This is a genomic window from Mycobacterium sp. PDNC021 (genome assembly GCF_048282635.1).
GTDB classification, from domain to species: domain Bacteria; phylum Actinomycetota; class Actinomycetes; order Mycobacteriales; family Mycobacteriaceae; genus Mycobacterium; species Mycobacterium llatzerense.
The window spans coordinates 2,746,136-2,766,862 of sequence record NZ_CP182502.1 but is presented as its reverse complement, the minus strand read 5'-3'; the positions used below and the strand labels follow the sequence as shown (position 1 = coordinate 2,766,862).

At 66.9% G+C, this 20,727-nt stretch carries 19 protein-coding genes; 11 read left to right on the top strand and 8 right to left on the bottom strand.

All coding sequences use genetic code 11. The features are described 5' to 3' along the window. The first annotated feature begins 85 nt into the window (after window positions 1-85). Window positions 86-835 (top strand): sulfite exporter TauE/SafE family protein, encoded by a 750-nt coding sequence (locus tag ACNO8X_RS13075; RefSeq protein ID WP_418005628.1) that lies wholly within the window; start codon window positions 86-88, stop codon window positions 833-835. On the opposite strand, the gene ACNO8X_RS13070 is transcribed toward ACNO8X_RS13075, so the two are convergent. Next, window positions 826-1,878 (bottom strand): phosphotransferase family protein, encoded by a 1,053-nt coding sequence (locus ACNO8X_RS13070; RefSeq protein ID WP_418005627.1) that lies wholly within the window; start codon window positions 1,876-1,878, stop codon window positions 826-828. The genes ACNO8X_RS13075 and ACNO8X_RS13070 overlap by 10 nt on opposite strands. A 101-nt stretch (window positions 1,879-1,979) precedes the next feature. Here ACNO8X_RS13070 and ACNO8X_RS13065 point away from each other — a divergent pair, with 101 nt between their 5' ends. Next, window positions 1,980-3,515, top strand: coding sequence for a molybdopterin-dependent oxidoreductase (locus ACNO8X_RS13065; RefSeq protein WP_418005626.1), 1,536 nt, complete (start codon window positions 1,980-1,982; stop codon window positions 3,513-3,515). A 26-nt stretch (window positions 3,516-3,541) separates the two neighbouring features. On the opposite strand, the gene ACNO8X_RS13060 is transcribed toward ACNO8X_RS13065, so the two are convergent. Then, window positions 3,542-4,741, bottom strand: coding sequence for an IS110 family transposase (locus tag ACNO8X_RS13060; protein ID WP_418004667.1), 1,200 nt, complete (start codon window positions 4,739-4,741; stop codon window positions 3,542-3,544). A gap of 256 nt (window positions 4,742-4,997) precedes the next feature. On the opposite strand from ACNO8X_RS13060, the gene ACNO8X_RS13055 reads away from it, so the two are divergent. From ACNO8X_RS13055 to ACNO8X_RS13030, 6 genes are all read left to right on the top strand, one after another. Beyond that, complete coding sequence (locus ACNO8X_RS13055) at window positions 4,998-6,521, top strand: ATP-dependent DNA ligase (protein ID WP_418005625.1); 1,524 nt, start codon at window positions 4,998-5,000, stop codon at window positions 6,519-6,521. 44 nt (window positions 6,522-6,565) lie between these two features. Continuing rightward, complete coding sequence (locus ACNO8X_RS13050) at window positions 6,566-8,848, top strand: carbon starvation CstA family protein (protein ID WP_418005624.1); 2,283 nt, start codon at window positions 6,566-6,568, stop codon at window positions 8,846-8,848. Then, on the top strand, window positions 8,848-8,985 hold the full coding sequence (locus ACNO8X_RS13045) for a YbdD/YjiX family protein (protein WP_276525132.1): 138 nt from the start codon (window positions 8,848-8,850) through the stop codon (window positions 8,983-8,985). The genes ACNO8X_RS13050 and ACNO8X_RS13045 overlap by 1 nt, the downstream gene beginning before the upstream one ends. A 125-nt stretch (window positions 8,986-9,110) precedes the next feature. Continuing rightward, a complete protein-coding gene (locus ACNO8X_RS13040) occupies window positions 9,111-10,223 on the top strand; it encodes a DUF2235 domain-containing protein (RefSeq protein ID WP_418005623.1) in 1,113 nt (370 codons plus the stop codon). 3 nt (window positions 10,224-10,226) lie between these two features. Further along, entirely contained in the window at window positions 10,227-11,042 is an 816-nt protein-coding gene (locus ACNO8X_RS13035) for a DUF5995 family protein (protein WP_418005622.1), read from the top strand. Between the two features lie 163 nt (window positions 11,043-11,205). Beyond that, complete coding sequence (locus ACNO8X_RS13030) at window positions 11,206-12,852, top strand: acyl-CoA synthetase (RefSeq protein WP_418005621.1); 1,647 nt, start codon at window positions 11,206-11,208, stop codon at window positions 12,850-12,852. A gap of 60 nt (window positions 12,853-12,912) precedes the next feature. Here ACNO8X_RS13030 and ACNO8X_RS13025 read toward each other — a convergent pair whose 3' ends face one another. After that, window positions 12,913-13,281, bottom strand: coding sequence for an STAS/SEC14 domain-containing protein (locus ACNO8X_RS13025; RefSeq protein ID WP_418005620.1), 369 nt, complete (start codon window positions 13,279-13,281; stop codon window positions 12,913-12,915). 33 nt (window positions 13,282-13,314) lie between these two features. Next, window positions 13,315-14,178: an RNA polymerase sigma factor SigI gene (gene sigI / locus ACNO8X_RS13020; RefSeq protein ID WP_418005619.1), complete on the bottom strand. Its 864-nt coding sequence runs from the start codon at window positions 14,176-14,178 to the stop codon at window positions 13,315-13,317. A 93-nt stretch (window positions 14,179-14,271) separates the two neighbouring features. Here sigI and ACNO8X_RS13015 point away from each other — a divergent pair, with 93 nt between their 5' ends. Together ACNO8X_RS13015 and ACNO8X_RS13010 are read left to right on the top strand one after the other, a co-directional pair. Further along, complete coding sequence (locus ACNO8X_RS13015; RefSeq protein ID WP_418005618.1) at window positions 14,272-15,123, top strand: NmrA family NAD(P)-binding protein; 852 nt, start codon at window positions 14,272-14,274, stop codon at window positions 15,121-15,123. Continuing rightward, the gene (locus ACNO8X_RS13010) at window positions 15,116-15,574 is read left to right on the top strand and encodes a nitroreductase/quinone reductase family protein (RefSeq protein ID WP_418005616.1); all 459 of its coding nucleotides are present in this window, start codon (window positions 15,116-15,118) and stop codon (window positions 15,572-15,574) included. Before ACNO8X_RS13015 ends, ACNO8X_RS13010 begins: the two co-directional genes overlap by 8 nt. 15 nt (window positions 15,575-15,589) lie before the next feature. On the opposite strand, the gene ACNO8X_RS13005 is transcribed toward ACNO8X_RS13010, so the two are convergent. Genes ACNO8X_RS13005 through fabG form a run of 4 tightly spaced genes read right to left on the bottom strand, consistent with a single transcriptional unit; the run spans window position 15,590 to window position 19,399 of the window. After that, complete coding sequence (locus ACNO8X_RS13005) at window positions 15,590-16,267, bottom strand: GntR family transcriptional regulator (protein WP_043395088.1); 678 nt, start codon at window positions 16,265-16,267, stop codon at window positions 15,590-15,592. Beyond that, on the bottom strand, window positions 16,251-17,444 hold the full coding sequence (locus ACNO8X_RS13000) for an acyl-CoA dehydrogenase family protein (RefSeq protein ID WP_418005615.1): 1,194 nt from the start codon (window positions 17,442-17,444) through the stop codon (window positions 16,251-16,253). Before ACNO8X_RS13000 ends, ACNO8X_RS13005 begins: the two co-directional genes overlap by 17 nt. Further along, complete coding sequence (locus tag ACNO8X_RS12995) at window positions 17,441-18,661, bottom strand: acetyl-CoA C-acetyltransferase (RefSeq protein WP_418005614.1); 1,221 nt, start codon at window positions 18,659-18,661, stop codon at window positions 17,441-17,443. The genes ACNO8X_RS13000 and ACNO8X_RS12995 overlap by 4 nt, the downstream gene beginning before the upstream one ends. Next, window positions 18,662-19,399 (bottom strand): 3-oxoacyl-ACP reductase FabG, encoded by a 738-nt coding sequence (fabG, locus tag ACNO8X_RS12990; RefSeq protein ID WP_418005613.1) that lies wholly within the window; start codon window positions 19,397-19,399, stop codon window positions 18,662-18,664. It abuts the gene before it with no gap. Between the two features lie 123 nt (window positions 19,400-19,522). Here fabG and ACNO8X_RS12985 point away from each other — a divergent pair, with 123 nt between their 5' ends. After that, complete coding sequence (locus ACNO8X_RS12985) at window positions 19,523-20,713, top strand: acyl-CoA dehydrogenase family protein (protein WP_418005611.1); 1,191 nt, start codon at window positions 19,523-19,525, stop codon at window positions 20,711-20,713. Window positions 20,714-20,727 lie beyond the last annotated feature (14 nt).

The following is a 20,727-nucleotide window of genomic DNA, read 5'->3' as shown; positions in this document are numbered from 1 at the left end:
CAGTTACCTCCGCGTTTCGTGCACGATTTTCCGCGGTCAGCGCGGATTTTCGTGCACAAATCGCCAGGTTGTAGGGTTTGCCGCGATGAGCTGGCAGCACGCACTACTTCTGCTCGCCGCCGGTGTCGCAGGCGGCCTGACCGGCAGCATCGCGGGGCTGGCATCCGTCGCGACGTATCCGGCCCTGCTGATGGCCGGGCTGCCGCCGGTGGCGGCGAACGTGACCAACACCGTCGCGCTGACCTTCAACACCATCGGATCGGTCTGGGGTTCCCTCCCCGAACTCGACGGCATGGGACCGTGGCTGCGCCGCGTCCTGCCGGCCGCCGCACTCGGCGGGGCGGCCGGAGCAGCCCTGCTGTTGGCCCTGCCGGCCGAAGGCTTCGAGGTGGTGGTTCCGGTGCTGCTCGGCCTGTCCTCGGTCACCATCGCCATTCCCCAACGGCGCGGCGCCGACACCGAACCCGGCCGGGGGCGGGCGGTGCTCATCTCCGTCGCGATCTTCGTGATCTGTTTGTACGGCGGGTATTTCGGCGCCGCGGCCGGCGTGGTGCTGCTCGCCTTGTTGCTGCACAGCGGCAGTGAGTCGATGGCCCACGCCAACGCCGCGAAGAACGTCATCCTCGGCGTGGCCAATGGTGTTGCCGCCGTGGGCTTCATCGCGCTCGCCCCGGTGAACTGGCTTGCGGTGGTCCCGCTGGGCTTCGGGTGTCTGGTGGGCTCCCGACTGGGTCCGGTCGTGGTGCGGCACACCCCGGCGACACCGCTGCGATTGACCATCGCAGTGGCCGGCCTGGCGTTGGCCGTCAAACTGGGCTGGGATACCTACCGATAGGCGAACGGGTTGTCGCCCTTGGCAACCCGCACACCCAGGTGGATCAGCTCGGTGGCGGAGGCGTGCAGCTTCTCCCCTGCCTCGCGGTCGGCCAGACCCGCCAGGAAGCGCGACCAGGTGCCCTCGATGACGATGCCCAACTTGAAGCAGGCCATCGCGAGGTACCAGTCCAGATGCTCGGTGCGTCGGCCGCCCGCGGCGAGATAGGCGTCCAGCAGTTCGTCCCGCCCGGCCAGTCCGCCGGCCTCGGCCAGCGCGGCGCCGACGACAATGGCGTTGGGCGCGGTCGGCCAGCACACCAGCATCCAGCCCAGGTCCAGCAGCGGATCGCCGACGGTGCACATCTCCCAGTCGACGAACGCCGCCAGGTCCGGCTTGTCGTGACGCAGCATGACGTTGTTCAGGTGGCAGTCGCCGTGCATGATTCCGGGCTCGCCATCGGGCGGCCGGTTGTCGGTCAACCAGGTCGCCAGCTGCGCAACCCCGTCCAGCGATTCGGGGTCGTAGTGGTCGTGCCGATAGCTCTGCAGCAGGCCGACGAACTGCGGAACCTGCCGTGCCACAAACGATCCCGGCTTTCGGATGGCTGCCAACGGGCTACCTTCCCAAGCCACGTTGCCCAGCTGCGCCAGGCTCGCCGCGTACGACGGCCCGACGTCGTGCCGCAGGCTCGGGTCGGCCGCGTAGGCCGGCGACAGCTCCTCGCCGGGGTTGAAGCCGTCGACCTCGGCCATCAGGTAGAAGACGACGCCGAGCACCGACGGGTCCTCGCAGCCGGCGATGAACGCAGGATGCGGCACCGAGGTGCCGGCCAGGGTCCACAGCACCGCGATCTCGCGCTGCATGGTCTTGTCACTGGTCGGCCGCGGATGCAGCGGCGGTCGGCGCAGCACCACCGGCCGGCCGTCGATGTGCAACCGCACCACGATGTTCTGCGTACCGCCGGTCAGCGGCTCGACGTCGGCGAGGTGCTCACCCAGTCCCTCGGCACGGATCCAGTTCTGGACGATATCTAGGTCACGGTCGGTCAAGGTCGGCTGCATGATGCTGTGATTCTGGCCCGGAATCACCCGAACGGGCAGCTATTTCTTACGATCCGTTTTCATTTGAGACTGACCCGCCAGGTGAGTCGTACTGTGGCTATGTGGCACCTCGACTGGATCCGCACCGATCACTCGCCGGCCTGGCGGCCGCGGCCGTGGCTCTCGGCGTGGCTGCGCTCCTGGCGATTCCGCTTGGGCCGCACGCCGATTCCCGCACCGCGGTCGGGTCGGTGGTCATCGATCAGACCCCGGGACCGCTCAAAGAGTGGGCCATCCAGACTTTCGGCACCAACGACAAACTGTTTCTGACCGTGGCGGTGATCCTGGCCATCGCGGTGATCGCCATGGTGACAGCGCAATTCGAGGACCGGAAGCTCGGCAGTATCGCCATCGGGCTGGCCGGGGTGCTGGGCGGCGCCGCAGTGCTGTCCCGCACCGGCGCCCGCCTCATCGACGTCGTCCCGTCCCTCGTCGGCGCGGCGGCGGGTATCGCGGTCCTGCGCGTCCTGGTCTCCGAGCGCCTCGATCCCCGGGTCCCCGAACCAGACGCGGACACCGGTGCCGCCGATCCCGGCCGGCGTCGATCGCTGGCGGCCCTGGGCTTCTTGGCCGCCGGCACGCTGGCCGGGGTCATCGGCACCGTCCTGGGCCGCGCGGCGTCGTCGGTCTCGGGCGACCGCAGCGCCTATACCCCGCCAGCGCCCAAAATCCCTGGCCCGCCGATCCCGTCGGACGTGCAACCCGCCGGGGTGGACCTGCCGCCGTTCATCACCCCGAACGCCGACTTCTACCGGATCGACACGGCGCTGTCCGTCCCGCAGGTGCAACGGCAGGACTGGCGACTGCGGATCCACGGGATGGTCGACCGCGAGGTCACCTTTCGTTTCGACGAGCTCGCTCAGTTCGAGGCGATCGACAAGGTCGTCACGCTCACCTGCGTGTCAAACCCGGTGGGCGGCAACCTGATATCGAATGCCACCTGGACCGGCTACCGGGTGCGCGACCTGTTGGCCCGGGCCGGCATCCACGCCGACGCCGACATGGTGCTGTCCAAGTCCATCGACGGGTTCACCGCGGGCACCCCCGTCGAGGCACTGACCGACAACCGCGACGCGCTCCTGGCCGTCGCCATGAACGGCGAACCGCTGCCCACCGAGCACGGCTACCCGGCGCGGCTGGTGGTTCCCGGTTTGTACGGCTACGTCTCGGCGACCAAGTGGCTCGTCGATCTGGAACTCACCAGATTCGATCGGGCCCAGGCCTATTGGACGAAGTTGGGCTGGTCCGCGCATGGGCCGATCAAGACCGAGTCGCGCATCGACGTACCGCGCGCCGGCTCCGGGGTGCCGATGGGTCCGGCGACGTTCGGCGGCGTCGCGTGGGCGCAGAATCGCGGCGTCAAGGCCGTCGAAGTCCGCATCGACGACGGTCCGTGGCGGCCGGCGACGCTGGGCGCCGCATATTCGAACGACACCTGGCGGCTGTGGAGTTACCCCTGGCAGGCAGACCAGCCGGGGCGCCACACCATCACCGTCCGCGCCACCGATGGCACCGGTGCGGTGCAGACCTCCGACGTCGCCGGCGCCGTCCCCGACGGAGCCACGGGCTGGCATTCGGTGTCCTTCACCGTGGCTTGAGCCGGATGATGATGCTCCTATTCATGTCAAGCCGCGTTGAGCCAGTTTCTGTAGGTGTCTGCGAAGGTGTCGTCGCGTTGTAGTCCGCGTTCGATGCGGGAGATCACGGTGGGCCAGACCCCGAAATGGTTGGCTGCGGCGGTCACGGTGATGTTCTTGGCTTGCCGAGCCGGGCGCAGGTCGGTGTACTCGGGCACGTCGATCTGGCGGGTCAGCAGGGTGAATATTTCTCGGGCGATGGCTCGTTTGAGCTTGCGCAAGATCTCCTTTTTGCTGTGCCCTTTTGTGACCTGGCGTTGCACGTAATCGCGGGTCCGATCGTGGTTGGACATCCGTACTAGTGCGATGCGGTGCAGTGCGCTGTTGGCGGCGCGGTCACCACCGCGAGAGAGTCGGTGTCGGTTGGTCTTACCCGAGGACGCCGGTACCGGCGCGGCCCCACACAACGCGGCGAACGCAGCTTCACTGTGCAGCCGGTGCGGGTTAGCCCCGGCAGTGATCAATAGCTGAGCGGCGGTGTCCGCGCCGACGCCGTGGGCCGCGCGTAGTGCGGGATTGGCCGCGGTGACGAATGCGTCGATCTGGGCGCCGAGTGCCTCGGCTTGGGTTTCGAGGAATTGCACGCGTTGGGCGAGCAGCTTGGCTGCGCTGAGCATCGACTGCGCCCACGGCTCGGGCTGGGTGTCGGGGCGGCAGCGGGCGATCGCCTCGACCATCTTCAATGTCGTTAAACCACGGTATTTTTCGCGTATCACATCGGGCGCCGATACCAGCATGGCTTTGATCTGGTTGATCACCGCGGTGCGGTGCTTGACCGCCGACCGACGAGCGACATGCAGGGCCCGCAGGCCGGCGGTGGTGTCGTCTTTCGGGGTGGCCAGCCCGTCACCGGCCAACGCGGTCCGCGCGGCGCTGTAGGCATCGAGCGGATCAGATTTGCCTCTGAGGCGGCGAGTGGATTTAACCGCCCGGGTCACCTCGACGACCTCAACGCCAGCCGCGGTCAGCACCCGGGTGAATCCGGCACCATAGCTGGCGGTGCCTTCCACACCGATCCGTTCAACCTGACCCAGTGAGGTCAGGAAGCTGATGGCCGCGCTGTATCCGGCGCGCGTGGTCGGGAACTCCCGATCATCAACAGCGGCACCAGTCATGGTGATCGCGGCGACATGGATCGTGCCGGCATGGGTGTCCGCACCGGCAACGATGCGCGCAGATTCTGTCAAGATGATGGTGTCCCTTCTGACCAGCATTAGGTGGGGCACACCGGCCAGGGCGGGCAGACAAGACATTGGTGAGGAACGGCCAAGCTCCTGATTAAGTCATGTCCGTCCTGTCCGGCGTGAACAAGACGCGCACCACACAGGCCGGACAGATCAAGTTAAAGACAACCCAGCAGAGCGTCAGTCAGACCCAGGGTCACGACCTGCGCGGTAACGCTCTTTCATCATCAATGTCGGACCCCCGTGCCAAGCTGAGTTGGTGCTCCTTACCGACGTCGCCGCGGCTTCAGCCGAGGTCGGTGCGCTATCTGCGCGGTCGGCGAAGATCAGCCGGATCGCGGCCGTGCTCGGCGCCGCCGCCGACCATCCGGTCACTGTCGCCATCGTCGTCGACTGGCTGTCCGGTGAGCTGCCCCAGCGCCAGATCGGGGTCGGCTGGGCGGCACTGCGTTCGCTGCCGCCACCGGCCGAGAGCCAGGCGCTGACCGTCATCGAGGTCGACGCCGCCCTGTCGGCCATCAAGGCAGTCGCCGGCCGCGGTTCAGCGGCCACCCGCACCGAGCTGCTGCACGCGCTGTTCGGGGCGGCCACCGAGGTCGAACAGACCTTTCTGCGTGGGCTGCTCAGCGGCGGGCTGCGTCAGGGCGCGCTGGCCGGGGTGATGGCCGACGCAGTCGCGAAAGCCGCGGGTATCCCCGCCGCCGACGTGCGGCGCGCCGCGATGCTCAGCGGTGATCTGGCCACGGTGGCTGCCGCGGTGATGTCCGACGGTGCCGACGCGCTGCGGTGCTTCACGCTCGCCGTCGGCCGCCCGGTGAGTCCGATGCTGGCCCAGACCGCGACCGATGTCGGCGATGCCCTCGAAAAGCTGGGTGGCGCCGCGATATTCGAGACCAAGCTCGACGGTGTCCGGGTGCAGATTCATCGATCCGGCACCGAGGTGTCGGTCTACACCCGCAGCCTGGATGACATCACGGCCCGCGTACCTGACGTGGTGAGCGCCGTGTTGGCACTGCCCGTGACGAACCTGATCGCCGATGCCGAGGCCCTGGCCATGCGCCCTGACGGTCGTCCGCACCGGTTCCAGGTGACCTCATCGCGGATCGGCAAACGCTCCGATGATGGAGCGCAACCGCTTTCGGTGTTCTTCTTCGACATCCTGCACCGTGACGGCATCGACCTGCTGGATCAGCCTGCGCAGCGCCGCCGCGAAGCGCTCGACGAGGTGGTCCCCGAACCACTGCGGGTGCAGCGCTGCGTCACCTCCGATTCGGTTGTCGCCCAACAGTTCCTCGACGAGACGCTGGCCGCCGGCCACGAAGGCGTGATGGCCAAGCACCCGGAGTCGCCGTACGAGGCGGGCCGGCGGGGCGCCGGCTGGCTGAAGGTCAAACCGGTCCACACCCTGGACCTGGTGGTGCTGGCGGTTGAGTGGGGTTCCGGACGGCGCACAGGCAAGCTGTCGAACATCCATCTGGGCGCTCGTGACCCGGCCACCGGTGGTTACACCATGCTGGGCAAGACCTTCAAAGGCATGACCGACGCGATGCTGGACTGGCAGACGACGCGGTTCACCGACCTCGCCGACGGCCCGATGGACGGTTACGTCGTGCGGCTGCGCCCCGAGCAGGTGGTCGAGATCGCGTTCGACGGCGTGCAGGGTTCAAGCCGCTACCCGGGCAAGATGGCGCTGCGGTTCGCCCGGGTGCTGCGCTACCGCGACGACAAGCGGCCCGACGAGGCCGACACCATCGACACCGTTCGGTCGCTGTACGAACGCTGAGTGTTACCCCGCGATCCAGAGCCACCGATGACAGGATGTGGGGCATGTCACCAGCCACCGCGTACCCCGACGAGTCCGTCGGTGACGTCACCTATGTGCGTACCGACCCGGACCTGCCACCGGTCGCGATCATCGACCGCTCGCCCATCACCACCCGGCATCGGGTGATCTTCGGCGTCATCGCGGTGCTTGCCGCCGTGGCATGGGCCGTCATCGCCTTCGCCCGTGGCGAGACCGTGAACGCGGTGTGGTTCGTCATCGCCGCGATCTGTACCTACGTCATCGGATACCGGTTCTACGCGCGGCTGATCGAGATGAAGATCGTCAAGCCCCGCGACGATCACGCCACCCCGGCCGAACTCCTCGAGAACGACACCGACTACATGCCGACCGACCGTCGGGTCCTGTTCGGTCATCACTTCGCGGCCATCGCCGGCGCCGGCCCGCTGGTCGGACCGGTCCTGGCCATGCAGATGGGTTATCTGCCGGGCACCATCTGGATCATCGTCGGCGCGGTCGTCGCCGGTTGTGTGCACGACTACCTGGTGCTGGTCATCTCGACGCGGCGGTGCGGGCGGTCCCTCGGCCAGATGGCGCGCGACGAACTCGGGCCCATCGGCGGCGCCGCCGCGATCGTCGCGGTGTTGGTGATCATGGTGATCCTGCTGGCCGTGCTGGCGCTGGTGGTGGTCAACGCTCTCGCCGAAAGCCCGTGGGGCGTGTTCTCCATCGCGATGACCATCCCGATCGCCATCTTCATGGGTCTGTACCTGCGGTTCCTGCGGCCCGGCCGGGTGTCGGAAGTGTCCCTGATCGGCGTCGCACTGCTACTGCTTGCGGTGGTTTCCGGCGGCTGGGTCGCGGAAACATCCTGGGGCGCAGACTGGTTCACGCTGTCGAAGGTGACGCTGTCGTGGTGCATCATCGTCTACGGCCTGGCCGCCTCGGTGTTGCCGGTGTGGTTCCTGCTCGCCCCCCGCGACTACCTGTCGACGTTCATGAAGGTCGGCACCATATCGCTGCTGGCGGTCGGCATCCTGATTGCCCGTCCGGTCATGGCGGCCCCCGCGGTGTCGCAGTTCGCCACCCGCGCCGACGGCCCGGTGTTCGCCGGTGCGCTGTTCCCGTTCCTGTTCATCACCATCGCGTGCGGTGCACTGTCGGGCTTCCATTCCCTGATCTCGTCGGGCACGACTCCGAAGCTGCTGGAGAAAGAAGGGCAGACGCGGCTCATCGGTTATGGCGGCATGTTGACGGAGTCTTTCGTCGCGATCATGGCGCTGATCACCGCGGCGATCCTCAACCAGCACCTGTACTTCGTGATCAACTCCCCCACCGCGGCGACCGGCGGCACCGCGGCCACCGCGGCCACCTACGCCAACGGACTCGGTTTGTCGGGAGCCCCGATCACTCCCGCAGAGGTGACGGCCGCCGCGACCGACGTCGGTGAGCACTCGGTCGTTTCGCGCACCGGCGGCGCGCCGACGCTGGCCCTTGGCATGTCCGAGGTCCTACAGCAGGTCTTCGGCGGCTCGAGCATGAAGGCCTTCTGGTACCACTTCGCGATCATGTTCGAAGCGTTGTTCATCCTCACCACCGTCGACGCCGGCACCCGGGTCGCCCGCTTCATGCTGTCCGATGCCCTGGGCAATCTGGGTGGGCCGCTGCGGAAGCTGCGCGATCCCAGCTGGCGCCTCGGCGCGTGGACCTGCAGCCTGCTCGTCGTCGCGGGGTGGGGCAGCATCCTGCTGATGGGCGTCACCGACCCCCTCGGCGGCATCAACACGCTGTTCCCGTTGTTCGGCATCGCCAACCAGCTGCTCGCCGCCATCGCGCTGACCGTCGTCACCGTCGTGGTGATCAAGAAGGGCCTGCTCAAATGGGCCTGGATTCCGGGGCTGCCGCTGTTCTGGGACGTCCTCGTCACCCTCACCGCGTCGTGGCAGAAGATCTTCTCCCACGATCCCAAAATCGGTTACTGGCAACAGCATTCGCAATACCTCGCAGCCAAGGCCGCCGGCAAGACGACGTTCGGTTCCGCCAAGAACCCCGACCAGATCGACGCCGTCATCCGGAACACGTTCATCCAGGGCACGCTGTCGATCGTGTTCGCCGTACTGGTGGTGATCGTCGTGGTCGTCGGCATCGTCGTGGCCCTGCAAGCCATCCGCGGCGGCGGCCGGCCACTGACCGACGACGAGGCGGTGCCGTCGCGGCTGTTCGCCCCGCGCGGCCTGTTCCCGACCGACGCCGAGAAGGAGGTGCAGAAGCAGTGGGACGCGCTACCGAGTTCGCACGCCAAATCCGTTGGTACTGGTCATCATTGATGGGTGACAACCACTACGCGCGGTACCTGGAACACCGCCGTCGCACGCATGCCGGCGAGCCGGTGCTGACCGAGCGCGACTACTGGAAGGCCCGGCACCGCGCCGCCGACCTCAACCCGCAGGGCCGCTGCTGCTGATCTGCACGTCTCTGCGGCCACGGTCGGACAACAGCATCACCGCATAACTGAAGACAAATCGCACACAGCGCGCGCAGAATTTCTCTGGAAGGCCGTCCGTCCGGCGCACCGGGGAGGGAATGCTGATGTCGAAACGCATCGTGGTGTGTTGTGACGGCACCTGGAACACGCCCGACGAACTGCGGAACGGCCAAGCCAGCCCGACAAACGTCTGCAAGATCGCCCTCGCCGTGGCAGACCGCGGGAGCGACGGCACCAAGCAGGTGACGTACTACCGCAGCGGGGTCGGCACGATGCGGTCCGAAAAGTTCACCGGCGGTGCTTTCGGTGTCGGACTGTCGCGCGACGTGATGTCGGCATACCGGTACGTCGTCGCCACGTATGAGCCGGGCGATCAACTGTTCCTGTTCGGCTTCAGCCGTGGCGCCTTCACCGCCCGCAGTGCGGCGGGATTCATCCGTAACTGCGGCATCCTGCGCCGTGAGCACGCCGACCGGATCGACGAGGCCTATGCGCTCTACCGCAGCCACAACGACGCCACCAAGCCGCGGGGCATCGAGTCGACGCTGTTTCGCCAGGCCTATTCGTACGAAGCTTCGGTCTACTTCATCGGCGTCTGGGATACCGTTGGCTCACTGGGCATTCCGTTGTCGGGCAATCCCCTGGTCAACCTGATCAACAAGCGCTGGCAGTTTCACGACACCGACCTGAGTTCCACGGTCCGTTTTGCCTACCAGGCCCTGGCCATCGACGAAGAGCGTCGCCCCTTCGAGCCCACCCTCTGGACCCAGCCGAGGGATACGCCGACCCAGAAACTCGAACAGGTCTGGTTCTCCGGTGTCCACTGCGACGTCGGCGGCGGATATTTCACCCACGAACTCAGTGACATCACGCTCAGCTGGATAACCGAGAAGGCCCACGCGTGCGGTCTGCATTTCAAGCCCGGGGCCTTCGCCGTACACCCGCCGGTCCCCCCTGCTTCCGCCGACACGGTGCCAATTGTGGACGCGTACACCAGCATTCAGCCCAATCCGTTGGGCGAGAAGCACAATTCCATGACGCTCATGTACCGGCTGCTGGGACGCTATGTCCGACATATCGGCGTGAAGGATCCCGATCATGAATACGTGTCCTCGACCGCACTGACCCGGGAGGAACAGGACTCCACGTATCGCCCGAAACCGTTGGCGAACCCACCAACGGGCGGGTTCCACCGCATGCCTGTCGACCCGGACTGATCCATGGCTGCACCCACGCTCACACCCGCGACCACACTCGATGAAGTCATCGATCGAATCGACACGATAATCGGTTGGGCGATAACCGAATCCAACAGGCTCGGCTATTTCGCCGCGTTGTACAAGCGCATCACGGCAGCCGTCAAAACCGCGGTGGCCGAGGGACGGTTCGACGACGGCCCCCGGATGGCCCGCCTCGACGTGGCATTCGCCAACCGCTATCTCGACGCGTTCAACGGATATGCCGGGCGCGGACAATTCAAGAAGCCGACGCGATCGTGGCAGGTGACCTTCAACGCCGCCACGGACGTGCAGCCGATCATGCTGCAACACATGCTCGCCGGGATCAGCGCTCACATCAGTCTCGACCTCGGAATCGCCGCCCAAACCATCGATGCCAAGACCCGCGATCTGGAGGACGACTTCGACCGGATCAATGCGGTTCTGGCCAGTCAGGTCAACGGGATCGTGGGCGATATCAATGAGCTGTCCCCGGCGCTGGCCGAGATCTATGCAGTGCTGTCGAACAATGAAATCTTCGTGATCAATGAGGCGATCACTCAATTTCGGGACGATGCGTGGAGATTCGCTCGGATTCTGTCGTTCGAACCGGGCTTCGTCCGGCCGGTGACCATCGGCATTCGCGACTTTGCGGTGGCCAAGCAAGCCGGGCTCATCTACCACCCGCCCAGCCTGGTCGGGGTCACTCAGGCCGCGGTGAATGCGGTCGCGGCGCGCGAGAGCCGGGATGTGCAGCACAACATCGCGGTGCTCAACGAAATCGCCGCAATACCGGCGCCCATCTCGACGAGCCTCTGACACCGCGACGACGACGGCCGTCTACACAACCTTCCGCACAGTGGACGCATACCGCCATCGGGGCCTCACAGGGTGGTACCAAAAGAGACGATCCTCACTCCGTGGTACTAAATGAGTGTATGGACAGATGTCCAGTTGTTGACCCACCAGCCTTAGGAGAAACGTGCTGTTCACGGTTTCCGACGTCACCGACGCCGTCGCTGCAGCCATCCCGGACCGCACCCTGGTCATTCAGGGCGACCGCCGGTTCACCTACGCCGAGGTCGTCGCCCGCTCCAACCGGCTCGCCGCCTACCTGCACGCGCAGGGCCTGGGCGTGCACACCGATCGCGACCAGCTGGCCGGCCATGAAGTAGGCCAGGACCTCGTCGGCATCTACGCATACAACGGCCCCGAGTTCGTCGAGTCCCTGCTCGGCGCATTCCGGGCCCGGGTGGCGCCGTTCAACGTGAACTACCGCTACGTCAAGGCCGAGCTGCAGTACCTGCTGAACGACGCGGGCGCCTCGGCCCTGATCTACCACGCCGCGTTCGCGCCGACCCTCGCCGAAGTGCTGCCGGAGCTGCCGAACCTCAAGGTGCTGATCCAGATCGCCGACAGTTCGGGCAACGAGCTGCTGCCCGGCGCCGTCGACTACGAGACCATCGTGAACGCCGACGTCCCGCCACCGCCCGTGACGCCGTCACCCGACGATCTCTACGTGCTGTACACCGGCGGCACCACCGGCATGCCCAAGGGCGTGCTGTGGCGCCAGCACGACATCTTCATGGCGTCGTTCGGCGGCCGGAACGCGATGACGGGCGAGCCCGCCCAGTCGGCCCAGGAGATCGTCGACCGGGCCTCGGCCGCCACCGAGATGCGCATGATGATCCTGCCGCCGCTCATGCACGGCGCCGCTCAGTGGGGCGTGATGACCGGCATCAACAACGGCCAGACCATCGTGTTCGCCAAAGACGTCGAGGGCTTCAACGCCAACGAAATCGTCGAGACCATCGCCCGCGAGAAGATCGCGATCGCGACGGTCGTCGGTGACGCCATGGCCCGGCCGTTGGTCAGCGCCATCGAAGAAGCGCTGGCCGACGGCAGCCACGACCCGACCTCGCTGGTCGTCGTCGCCAACGGCGGCGCGTTGTTCACGCCGGCCGTGAAGGGCCGACTGGTCGCGGCACTGCCGAACGCCATGGTGATCGACGGTGTGGGTTCGTCGGAGACCGGCGCGCAGATGTCGCACGTGTCGACCAAGGCCAACGTGTCCAGCGGCACCTTTACCGCCGGTCCGGCCACCCGGATCGTCTCGGAGGACTTCTCCTCGCTCCTGGCCCCCGGCCACGATGGCAACGGCTGGCTGGCCCAGGAGGGCCACGTGCCGCTGGGCTACAAGGGCGACGCGGCCAAGACGGCCAAGACGTTCCCCGTGATCGACGGCATCCGGTACGCGGTGCCGGGCGACCGCGCCCGACTGCTGGAGGGCGGCACCGTCGAGCTGCTCGGCCGCGACTCGGTGACGATCAACTCCGGTGGCGAGAAGATCTTCGCCGAAGAGGTCGAGTCCGCCATCGCATCGCACCCGGCCGTGGTCGACGTGGTCGTCGCCGGACGCCCGAGCGAGCGCTGGGGCAACGAGGTGGTCGCGGTCGTGGCGCTGGCCGACGGCTCCGAGGTCGACGCCGCCGAGCTCATCAAGCACGCCTCGGAATCGATCGCCCGATACAAGCTGCCGAAGGCCATCGTGTTCCGGCCGACCATCGTGCGCAGCCCCGCCGGCAAGGCCGACTACCGCTGGGCCAAGGAACAGGCACTGCAGAACTAGGTCCTGCACAGAACGGCCCCCTTTCGGTGGAAAGGGGACCGTTCTGCGTCCGCTGGAAGGTCAGCCCGCAGCCCACTCCTTGGCCCGGTCCAGTTCGTCGAGACCGAAGATCTGGAGGTCGCCAGGAATCATCCAGGCGACGGCGTGCAGTGTGTGGGCGACCCACGCTTTGTCGGACACCACCGCGATGCGTTTGAACGCCGAGTGGTGTTTGAACAGCGCACCGAACCCGACCTTCAGATCCTCAACGAGCCCACCCGGCCCGAAGCCCTCGTAGTCGGCGGCGATGACCTCGACGATCCTGATCTCCCCACCGACGACGAGATCGTCCATGGTGGGCTCGAATTCACGGATGTCGTCCCCGCTCACGCGCCCCGAAACGCGAATGCCGGTCACACCGTCGGGCATGTCTGACAGCACTTCGATCATGTTCCCCAGCCTACGTCTGCTCGCGGGGAGTGATCACGCCCCGAATCGGGCGAGCGGATCGGCGGTCGCCTCGATCTTGGCGACGAGCCCGTCACGAATCGTCAGGACCACCACCGCGAACAGCTGCCGGTGCGCGAACGCCAGTAGCACGGGTTGCCCGAGCGGGCCGGCGACCACGGTGGTGCCCGGTCCGAGGTACAGCATCAGATTCTCGGCGACCCGCTGCGGTCCGTGATTGACGATGGGCGGGATCGGCGGATCGCTGAGCACCGTGCCGACGCCCCAGACCGTCGGATCCAGCACCGCGGCCAGCGCTTGCACATCGCCGCCGGCGCAGGCGGTGATGAACTTCTCGGTGACGAGTTGATGTTCGGTCACCTCGACGTCGTCGGCACGTACCTCGGTGCCTGCCACCTTCGCGCGGGCCCGACGGGCCAGTTGCCGGCAGGTGCCGACCGGTCTGCCGACGGTCTCGGCGATCGACTCGAACGGGACACCGAACACGTCGTGCAGGATGAACGCCACGCGCTCGCCGGGACTCAATTGCCGCAGCACCCGCAGCAGGGCACCCGACACTTCGTCGTCCAGGGTGATCCGGTCTGCAGGGTCAGGCTCTGCCGACGGCAGCTCGGGGATCGCGTCCTGCTCCAGATCGGTCGGTTGTTCCCGCCGTGCGCGCGCCGAGCGCACCAGGTCGAGGCACAGCCGGCCGGCGACGGTCGTCAGCCACGCGCGGACGTCCTCGATCTCGCCGGGCGCCGTGCGGGACAACCGCAGAAATGCTTCCTGCGCAACATCTTCGGCGTCGCCGACGTCACCCAGCATCTGGTAGGCGAGATTGACCAGATACGGATGGTGGTGGCGCCAGGCCGCGGTGAATCCGGTGATTTCTGTCATGAGCTATAGACGATTCGGTGTGGTGAAAAGTTACCGCACCGCGCGAACCGCCGGCGGTCGTAACTTTTTCCGGCGGCATTCCGTCCTTGGTTCATGACCATTCTCATCACTGGGGCCACCGGCAACGTCGGCCGCCCACTCGTCGAACAGTTGCACGCCGCAGGCATGAAAGTCCGTGCCGTCACCCGTAATCCATCCTCGAACTTCCCGCCGGAGGTCGAGACCGTGGCATCCGTACGCGAGGGCCTGGCCGGCGTCAGCGCGGTGTTCCTCAACTCCCGCGCGCTCGGTCCGGACCTGGCCTGGACGGTCGAGGCCGCCAAGGACGCCGGAGCCAAACTGGTGGCGCTGTCGGCGATCAACGCCGACGACGACTTCTCCCGCCAGCCGTCGAGATTCCGGGGCGACCGGAACAAGGAAGTCGAACAGCTCGCCGTCGATTCAGGACTGCCGTGGGTGAGCCTGCGGCCGGCATTGTTCGCCACCAACTTCATCGGGATGTGGGCCGGGCAGCTGCAGGCCGGCGAGGTCGTGGCCGGTCCCTACGCTGCCGCGTCCAGCGCACCGATCGTCGAAGCCGACATCGCCGCGGTCGCCGCGCACGGCCTGCTCACCGATGAACTGGACGGCCGCAAGATCCCGCTGACGGGCCCGCAGTCGCTCACCAACGCCGAACTGCTGGCCATCGTCGCCCGGGTCCTGGGCCGCGATCTTCGCTACCTGGAAATCCCGGTCGAACAGGTCCGCGAGCGCTTCGTCGCCATCGGCTTCCCTCCGGAGTTCGGCACCGCATACACCGCGCTGCTGGCAGAAACCGTCGACACCCCGGCACCGGTGAGCGACGAGGTCGAGCGCATCCTCGGCCGGCCGGCCCAGCCGTTCGCCGAATGGGTGGACCGCCACCGCGGCGCCTTCGCCCGGAATATGGAGACCAGCCATGTCTGAGCAGCCCACATCAAATCCGCGACCGCCGCGCTACCTGAAGCAGATGAACAAGGTCGTCGTCGCCGTCGGGAAGCTCGGCATCGCCGTCGGCCCCGCGATGGTGCTGACCGTGCCCGGCCGCAAGACCGGCACGCCGCGGAGCACCCCGATGACGCCGTTCGTCGTCCACGGCGCGATGTACGCCGTGGCCGGCTACCCAGGCGCGCACTGGGCGCTCAACGCCCGCGCCGCCGGTACCGGCACCTTGACGCGGGGCCGCAAGTCCCGGCCGGTGAAGATCACCGAGCTGACGATCGACGAAGCGCGGCCGGTACTGCGCGAGTTCCCGGTGCAAGTACCGGTCGGCGTGAAATTCGCCAAGAGCTCCGGCATGGTCGCCGAGGGCACGCCCGACGAATTCGAGTCACTGGCAGGCAGACTCGCCGTCTTCCGGTTCGATCCGCTGAGCTGATCGGGAGTTCGGCACCTAGCGGATCACACCACGTTCACAGAGGTGCTCGGTCAGCGGCTGGACACCGACCTCGAAGTGTTCGGCCATCGCCGTCCGGGCCGCGTCGCTGTCGCCGGCCTGCAGCGCGGCGATCACCCGGCGGTGGTCCCGGATCGACAGATCCGGCCAGCCCTCGAGCGTCGGGAATACTGCCTCCGGTGCGTAACGCGTTATCCCCGACATGAATTGGGTCAGCTTGGGCGAATCGGCGGCGACGTTGATCAGCCGATGGAACTCGTGGTTGAGCCGCACCATGCGGTCGACATCGGTGTGCTGGTAGGCCTGCTCGAGCGCCTCCTGGATTCGGGTGAGCTCGGCGACCTGGTCGGCGGTGATGTGCTCGGCGGCACGGGCCGCCAATTCGCCACCGACGAACGCCTGCACCATGGCCACGTCGGACACGTCGCGGGCGGTGACCTCGAGCACCATGAAGCCGCGTCGCGGGTGCTGCACCAACAGCCCCTCGGCCCGCAGATTCAGCAGTGCCTCGCGGACCGGGGTGACGCTCACACCCAGTTCGGTGGCCAGCTGGTCCAGCCGCAGGTACTCCCCCGCCGGAAACGTACCGTTGAAGATCCGCCGACGGACGTACCGCGCCACATCGTGGGAAAGCTGTGCGGGCGCGGCGAATTCGGGTTCAGATGCGGTATTCATTGAGCAGGTTCTTGCTGATGATGGTCTTCTGGATTTCGCTGGTGCCCTCGCCGATCAACAGGAACGGCGCGTCTCGCATCAGGCGTTCGATCTCGTACTCCTTGGAGTAGCCGTAGCCGCCGTGGATCCGGAAACTCTGCTGAGTGACCTCCGAACAGAACTCGCTGGCAAGGTATTTGGCCATACCCGCCGCGACGTCGTTGCGCTCGCCTGAGTCCTTCAGCCGGGCGGCATTGACCATCATCAGATGTGCCGCTTCGACTTTGGTGGCCATCTCGGCGAGCTGGAAGGCGATGGCCTGGTGGTCGGCGATCGGCTTACCGAACGTCTCCCGCTGCTGGGCGTAGCGCACCGCCAGTTCGAAAGCCCGGATACCGACCCCGCACGCCCGTGCGGACACGTTGACGCGGCCGACCTCGATACCGTCCATCATCTGGAAGAAGCCTTCGCCGGGCTTGCCGCCGAGCACGTCGTCGGCGCCGGCGTGGTACCCGTCGAAGATGAGCTCGGTGGTGTCGATGCCCTTGTAGCCCAGCTTGTCGATCTTGCCCGGAATGGTCAGACCGGGTTTGACCTCACCGAAACCGGTCGGCTTCTCGACCAGGAACGCCGTCAGGTTGCGGTGCGGTTTGTCCGCTCCCTCATCGGTCTTCACCAGTGCCGCAACCAGAGTCGAGCTGCCACCATTGGTCAGCCACATCTTCTGGCCGGTGATGGTGTAGCCGCCATCGGCGTCACGCACGCCCCTGGTGCGGATCGCGGCGACATCGGATCCGAGTTCCGGCTCGGACATCGAGAAGGCGCCGCGCACTTCGCCGGTCGCCATCCGGGGCAGGTAGCGCTGCTTCTGCTCTTCGGTGCCGTGCTGGCGCAGCATGTAGGCGACGATGAAATGCGTGTTGATGACGCCCGAGATGCTCATCCAGCCCCGGGCCAGTTCCTCGACGCACAGCGCATAGGTCAACAGCGACTCACCTAGCCCGCCGTACTCCTGCGGGATCATCAGGCCGAACAGACCCAGGTCCTTCATCTGATCGACGATGGCCTGCGGGTAGGTGTCCGAGTGTTCGAGCTCCTGGGCAGCCGGGATGATCTCCCGATCGACGAATTGCCGGACGGTAGCGACGATTTCGCGCTGCACCTCGGTGAGGCCGGCGGTCTGGGCCAGACGTGTCATGGGGTGATCCGTTCAAACACGGCGGCCAACCCCTGGCCGCCTCCAATGCACATGGTTTCCAGTCCATAGCGGGCATCCCGCAGGTGCAGTTCACGCGCCAGGGTCGCGAGCATCCGGCCGCCGGTCGCGCCGACGGGATGACCGAGCGAGATGCCCGACCCCCGCACATTCGTGCGCTCCCAGTCACTGTCGGTGAACTTCCACTCCCGGGTGCAGGCCAGCGCTTGCGCGGCGAAGGCCTCGTTGAGCTCGATCAGATCGATATCGGCAAGGGCCAGACCGGCTCTGGCCAGCGCGACCTCGGTGGCCGGCACCGGGCCGATCCCCATGACGTTCGGCGCCACCCCGGCCACGCCCCACGACACCATGCGCACCAGCGGCCGCAGCCCGAGTTCGGCCGCCCGCTCCGGGGTGGTCACGACGCACATGGAGGCCGCATCGTTCTGCCCGCTGGAGTTGCCGGCAGTCACGGTGGCATCCGGATCGCTCTTGCCCAGAACGGGTTTGAGCTTGCCCAACGCTTCGACGGTGGTGTCGGCGCGGGGATGCTCGTCGGTGTCGATCACCTGGTCGCCGGCGCGCGAGCTCACCGTCACGGGCACGATCTCGTCGGCCAGCACGCCACTGCTTTGCGCCGCAACGGCTTTCTGATGCGACCGCACGGCCAGCGCGTCCTGTTCGACGCGGGAGATCGCGTACTGCCGACGCAAGTTCTCCGCCGTCTCCAGCATGCCGCCCGGCACCGGATGGTTCTTGCCGCCGGCGGTGGTCCGCCCGCGGGCCAGCCCGTCGTGCACCGTGATGCCGCCGCGCGAGCCACCCCAGCGCATGTCGGTGGAGTGGAACGCGACGTTGCTCATCGACTCCGCGCCACCGGCGACGACGAGATCGTTTGCGCCACTGGCCACTTGCAGGCAGGCCTGGATGACGGCCTGCAGCCCCGAACCGCAGCGCCGGTCGACCTGCATGCCCGGAACGGTGACGGGCAGCCCGGCATCGAGCGCCACCACCCGGCCGATCGCCGGGGCTTCGCTGGACGGGTAGCAGTGCCCGAGAATGACGTCCTGCACCGCTGCCACCGGAATCCCGGTCCGCTGCAACAGACCTTGCAGCGCCGCGACACCGAGCTCGACCGCGGTCAGCGACTTGAACATGCCGCCGTACCGGCCGATGGGGGTACGCACCGGCGCACAGATGACAGGACTGGGCGCGGTCATCTAGATGTGCCGTCCCCCGGTGATTTCCAGCACGCAGCCGGTCATGTACGACGACATGTCCGACGCCAGGAACGTGACGACCGACGCCACTTCGCTGGGCTCGGCGGCCCGTCCCATCGGGATCTCCGCCAGCTTCTGGTCCCAGATCCGTTGCGGCATGGCCTCGGTCATCGCGGATCGGATCAGGCCTGGCTGCACGGCGTTGACCCGCACCCCGAGGTGGGCGACCTCCTTGGCGGCCGCCTTGGTCAGGCCGACGATGCCCGCCTTGGCCGCCGAGTAGTTGGTCTGGCCGATCAGGCCGACCTTGCCCGAGATCGACGAAATGTTGATGATGGCACCGCTTTTCGCCTCCCGCATGACGCCCGCAGCCAATCGGGTGCCGTTCCAACAGCCTTTCAGATGCACGTCGATGACCTGGTCGAACTGTTCCTCGGTCATCTTGCGCATGGTGGCATCGCGGGTGATGCCGGCGTTGTTGACCATGATGTCGAGGCCGCCCCATCCGACGGCAGCGTCGATCAGCGCCTGCACATCGGCAGCAGACGTCACGTCGCACTGAACAGCCTTCGCCACTTCCGGGCCGCCCAGCTTGGCCACCGCAGCTTCGGTCGCCTCGAGGTTCAGGTCACCGATCACGACGCGGGCCCCCTCGGCGATGAACCGCTCCGCGATCGCGTATCCGATGCCCTGGGCACCACCGGTGATCACTGCGGTACGTCCGTCCAGCAGCGGCATGTCGTCCACTCCCTCTCGATCGACTGACCCGGCCGCGCACCCGGCAACCGGCTTCATACATAAAATATGATATTTCTTGCATCAAACCAGACGCGCTCTCGTGTTGCACAAGGAGACCCAGACATGGCCGAACCCGCCACCGCGCCGACCGTCAGCGAGCAGGATTTCCGCGACATCCTCGACGCCACCCGCCAGTTCGTCCGCACCGCGGTGGTGCCGCGTGAGCTGGAGATCATGAACGACAACCGGGTGCCCGACGACATCCGGGACCAAGCCAAGGACATGGGGCTGTTCGGCTACGCCATCCCCCAGGAATGGGGCGGTCTGGGACTCAATCTGGTCCAGGACGTCGAGATGGCCATGGAGCTGGGCTACACCACACTGGCCGTACGCTCGATGTTCGGCACCAACAACGGCATCGCCGGGCAGGTGCTGGTCGGATTCGGCACCGACACGCAGAAAGAGCGCTGGCTGGAGCCGATCGCCAGCGGCGAGTGCGTGGCGTCCTTCGCATTGACCGAGTCCGGCGCCGGCTCCAACCCCGCGGGCCTGCGCACCAAGGCCGTCCGGGACGGGGACGACTGGATCATCACCGGACACAAGCGTTTCATCACCAACGCTCCCACCGCCAACCTGTTCGTGGTGTTCGCCCGGACCCGGCCCGCCGACGCTGACGGACCAGGTATCGCGGTGTTCCTGGTGCCTGCCGACGCTCCCGGCGTCGTGGTCGGGCCCAAAGACGCGAAGATGGGCCAGGAGGGAGCCTGGACCTCCGACATCACGTTCGACGACGTGCGGGTCGGACCCGACGCCCTCATCGGCGGCACCGAGGACATCGGCTACCGCGCGGCACTGACGTCATTGGCCCGCGGGCGGGTGCACATCGCGGCGGTGTCAGTGGGCGCGGCACAGCGTGCCCTCGACGAGTCGGTGGCATACGCGGCGACCGCCACCCAGGGTGGCACCGCGATCGGGGAATTCCAGCTGGTGCAGGCGATGCTGGCCGACATGCAGACCGGTGTCATGGCCGGCCGCGCCCTGGTCCGCGACGCCGCGCAGCTGTGGGTCAGCGGCGCAGACCGCCGCATCGCACCATCCGCCGCGAAACTGTTCTGCACCGAGATGGTCGGCAAGGTCGCCGACCTGGCCGTGCAGGTGCACGGCGGCAGCGGGTACATGCGCGACGTGCCCGTCGAACGGATCTACCGCGACGTACGTCTGCTGCGCCTGTACGAGGGCACCAGCGAGATTCAGCGTTTGATCATCGGTGGCGGACTGGTGAAGGCCGCGCAGCGGTCGGCCTCAGGCCGCTGACCAGAACCGACAGG

Bases quoted from the DNA above. Each gene is read 5' to 3' on its own strand.
- ACNO8X_RS13040 (WP_418005623.1), top strand. From the start codon at position 9,111: ATGTCGAAACGCATCGTGGTGTGTTGTGACGGCACCTGGAACACGCCC.
- ACNO8X_RS13015 (WP_418005618.1), top strand. From the start codon at position 14,272: ATGACCATTCTCATCACTGGGGCCACCGGCAACGTCGGCCGCCCACTC.
- ACNO8X_RS13035 (WP_418005622.1), top strand. From the start codon at position 10,227: ATGGCTGCACCCACGCTCACACCCGCGACCACACTCGATGAAGTCATC.
- ACNO8X_RS12985 (WP_418005611.1), top strand. From the start codon at position 19,523: ATGGCCGAACCCGCCACCGCGCCGACCGTCAGCGAGCAGGATTTCCGC.
- sigI (WP_418005619.1), bottom strand. From the start codon at position 14,178: ATGACAGAAATCACCGGATTCACCGCGGCCTGGCGCCACCACCATCCG.
- ACNO8X_RS13050 (WP_418005624.1), top strand. From the start codon at position 6,566: ATGTCACCAGCCACCGCGTACCCCGACGAGTCCGTCGGTGACGTCACC.
- ACNO8X_RS13075 (WP_418005628.1), top strand. From the start codon at position 86: ATGAGCTGGCAGCACGCACTACTTCTGCTCGCCGCCGGTGTCGCAGGC.
- ACNO8X_RS12995 (WP_418005614.1), bottom strand. From the start codon at position 18,661: ATGACCGCGCCCAGTCCTGTCATCTGTGCGCCGGTGCGTACCCCCATC.
- ACNO8X_RS13070 (WP_418005627.1), bottom strand. From the start codon at position 1,878: ATGCAGCCGACCTTGACCGACCGTGACCTAGATATCGTCCAGAACTGG.
- ACNO8X_RS13025 (WP_418005620.1), bottom strand. From the start codon at position 13,281: ATGATCGAAGTGCTGTCAGACATGCCCGACGGTGTGACCGGCATTCGC.
- ACNO8X_RS13045 (WP_276525132.1), top strand. From the start codon at position 8,848: ATGGGTGACAACCACTACGCGCGGTACCTGGAACACCGCCGTCGCACG.
- fabG (WP_418005613.1), bottom strand. From the start codon at position 19,399: ATGCCGCTGCTGGACGGACGTACCGCAGTGATCACCGGTGGTGCCCAG.
- ACNO8X_RS13000 (WP_418005615.1), bottom strand. From the start codon at position 17,444: ATGACACGTCTGGCCCAGACCGCCGGCCTCACCGAGGTGCAGCGCGAA.
- ACNO8X_RS13005 (WP_043395088.1), bottom strand. From the start codon at position 16,267: ATGAATACCGCATCTGAACCCGAATTCGCCGCGCCCGCACAGCTTTCC.
- ACNO8X_RS13010 (WP_418005616.1), top strand. From the start codon at position 15,116: ATGTCTGAGCAGCCCACATCAAATCCGCGACCGCCGCGCTACCTGAAG.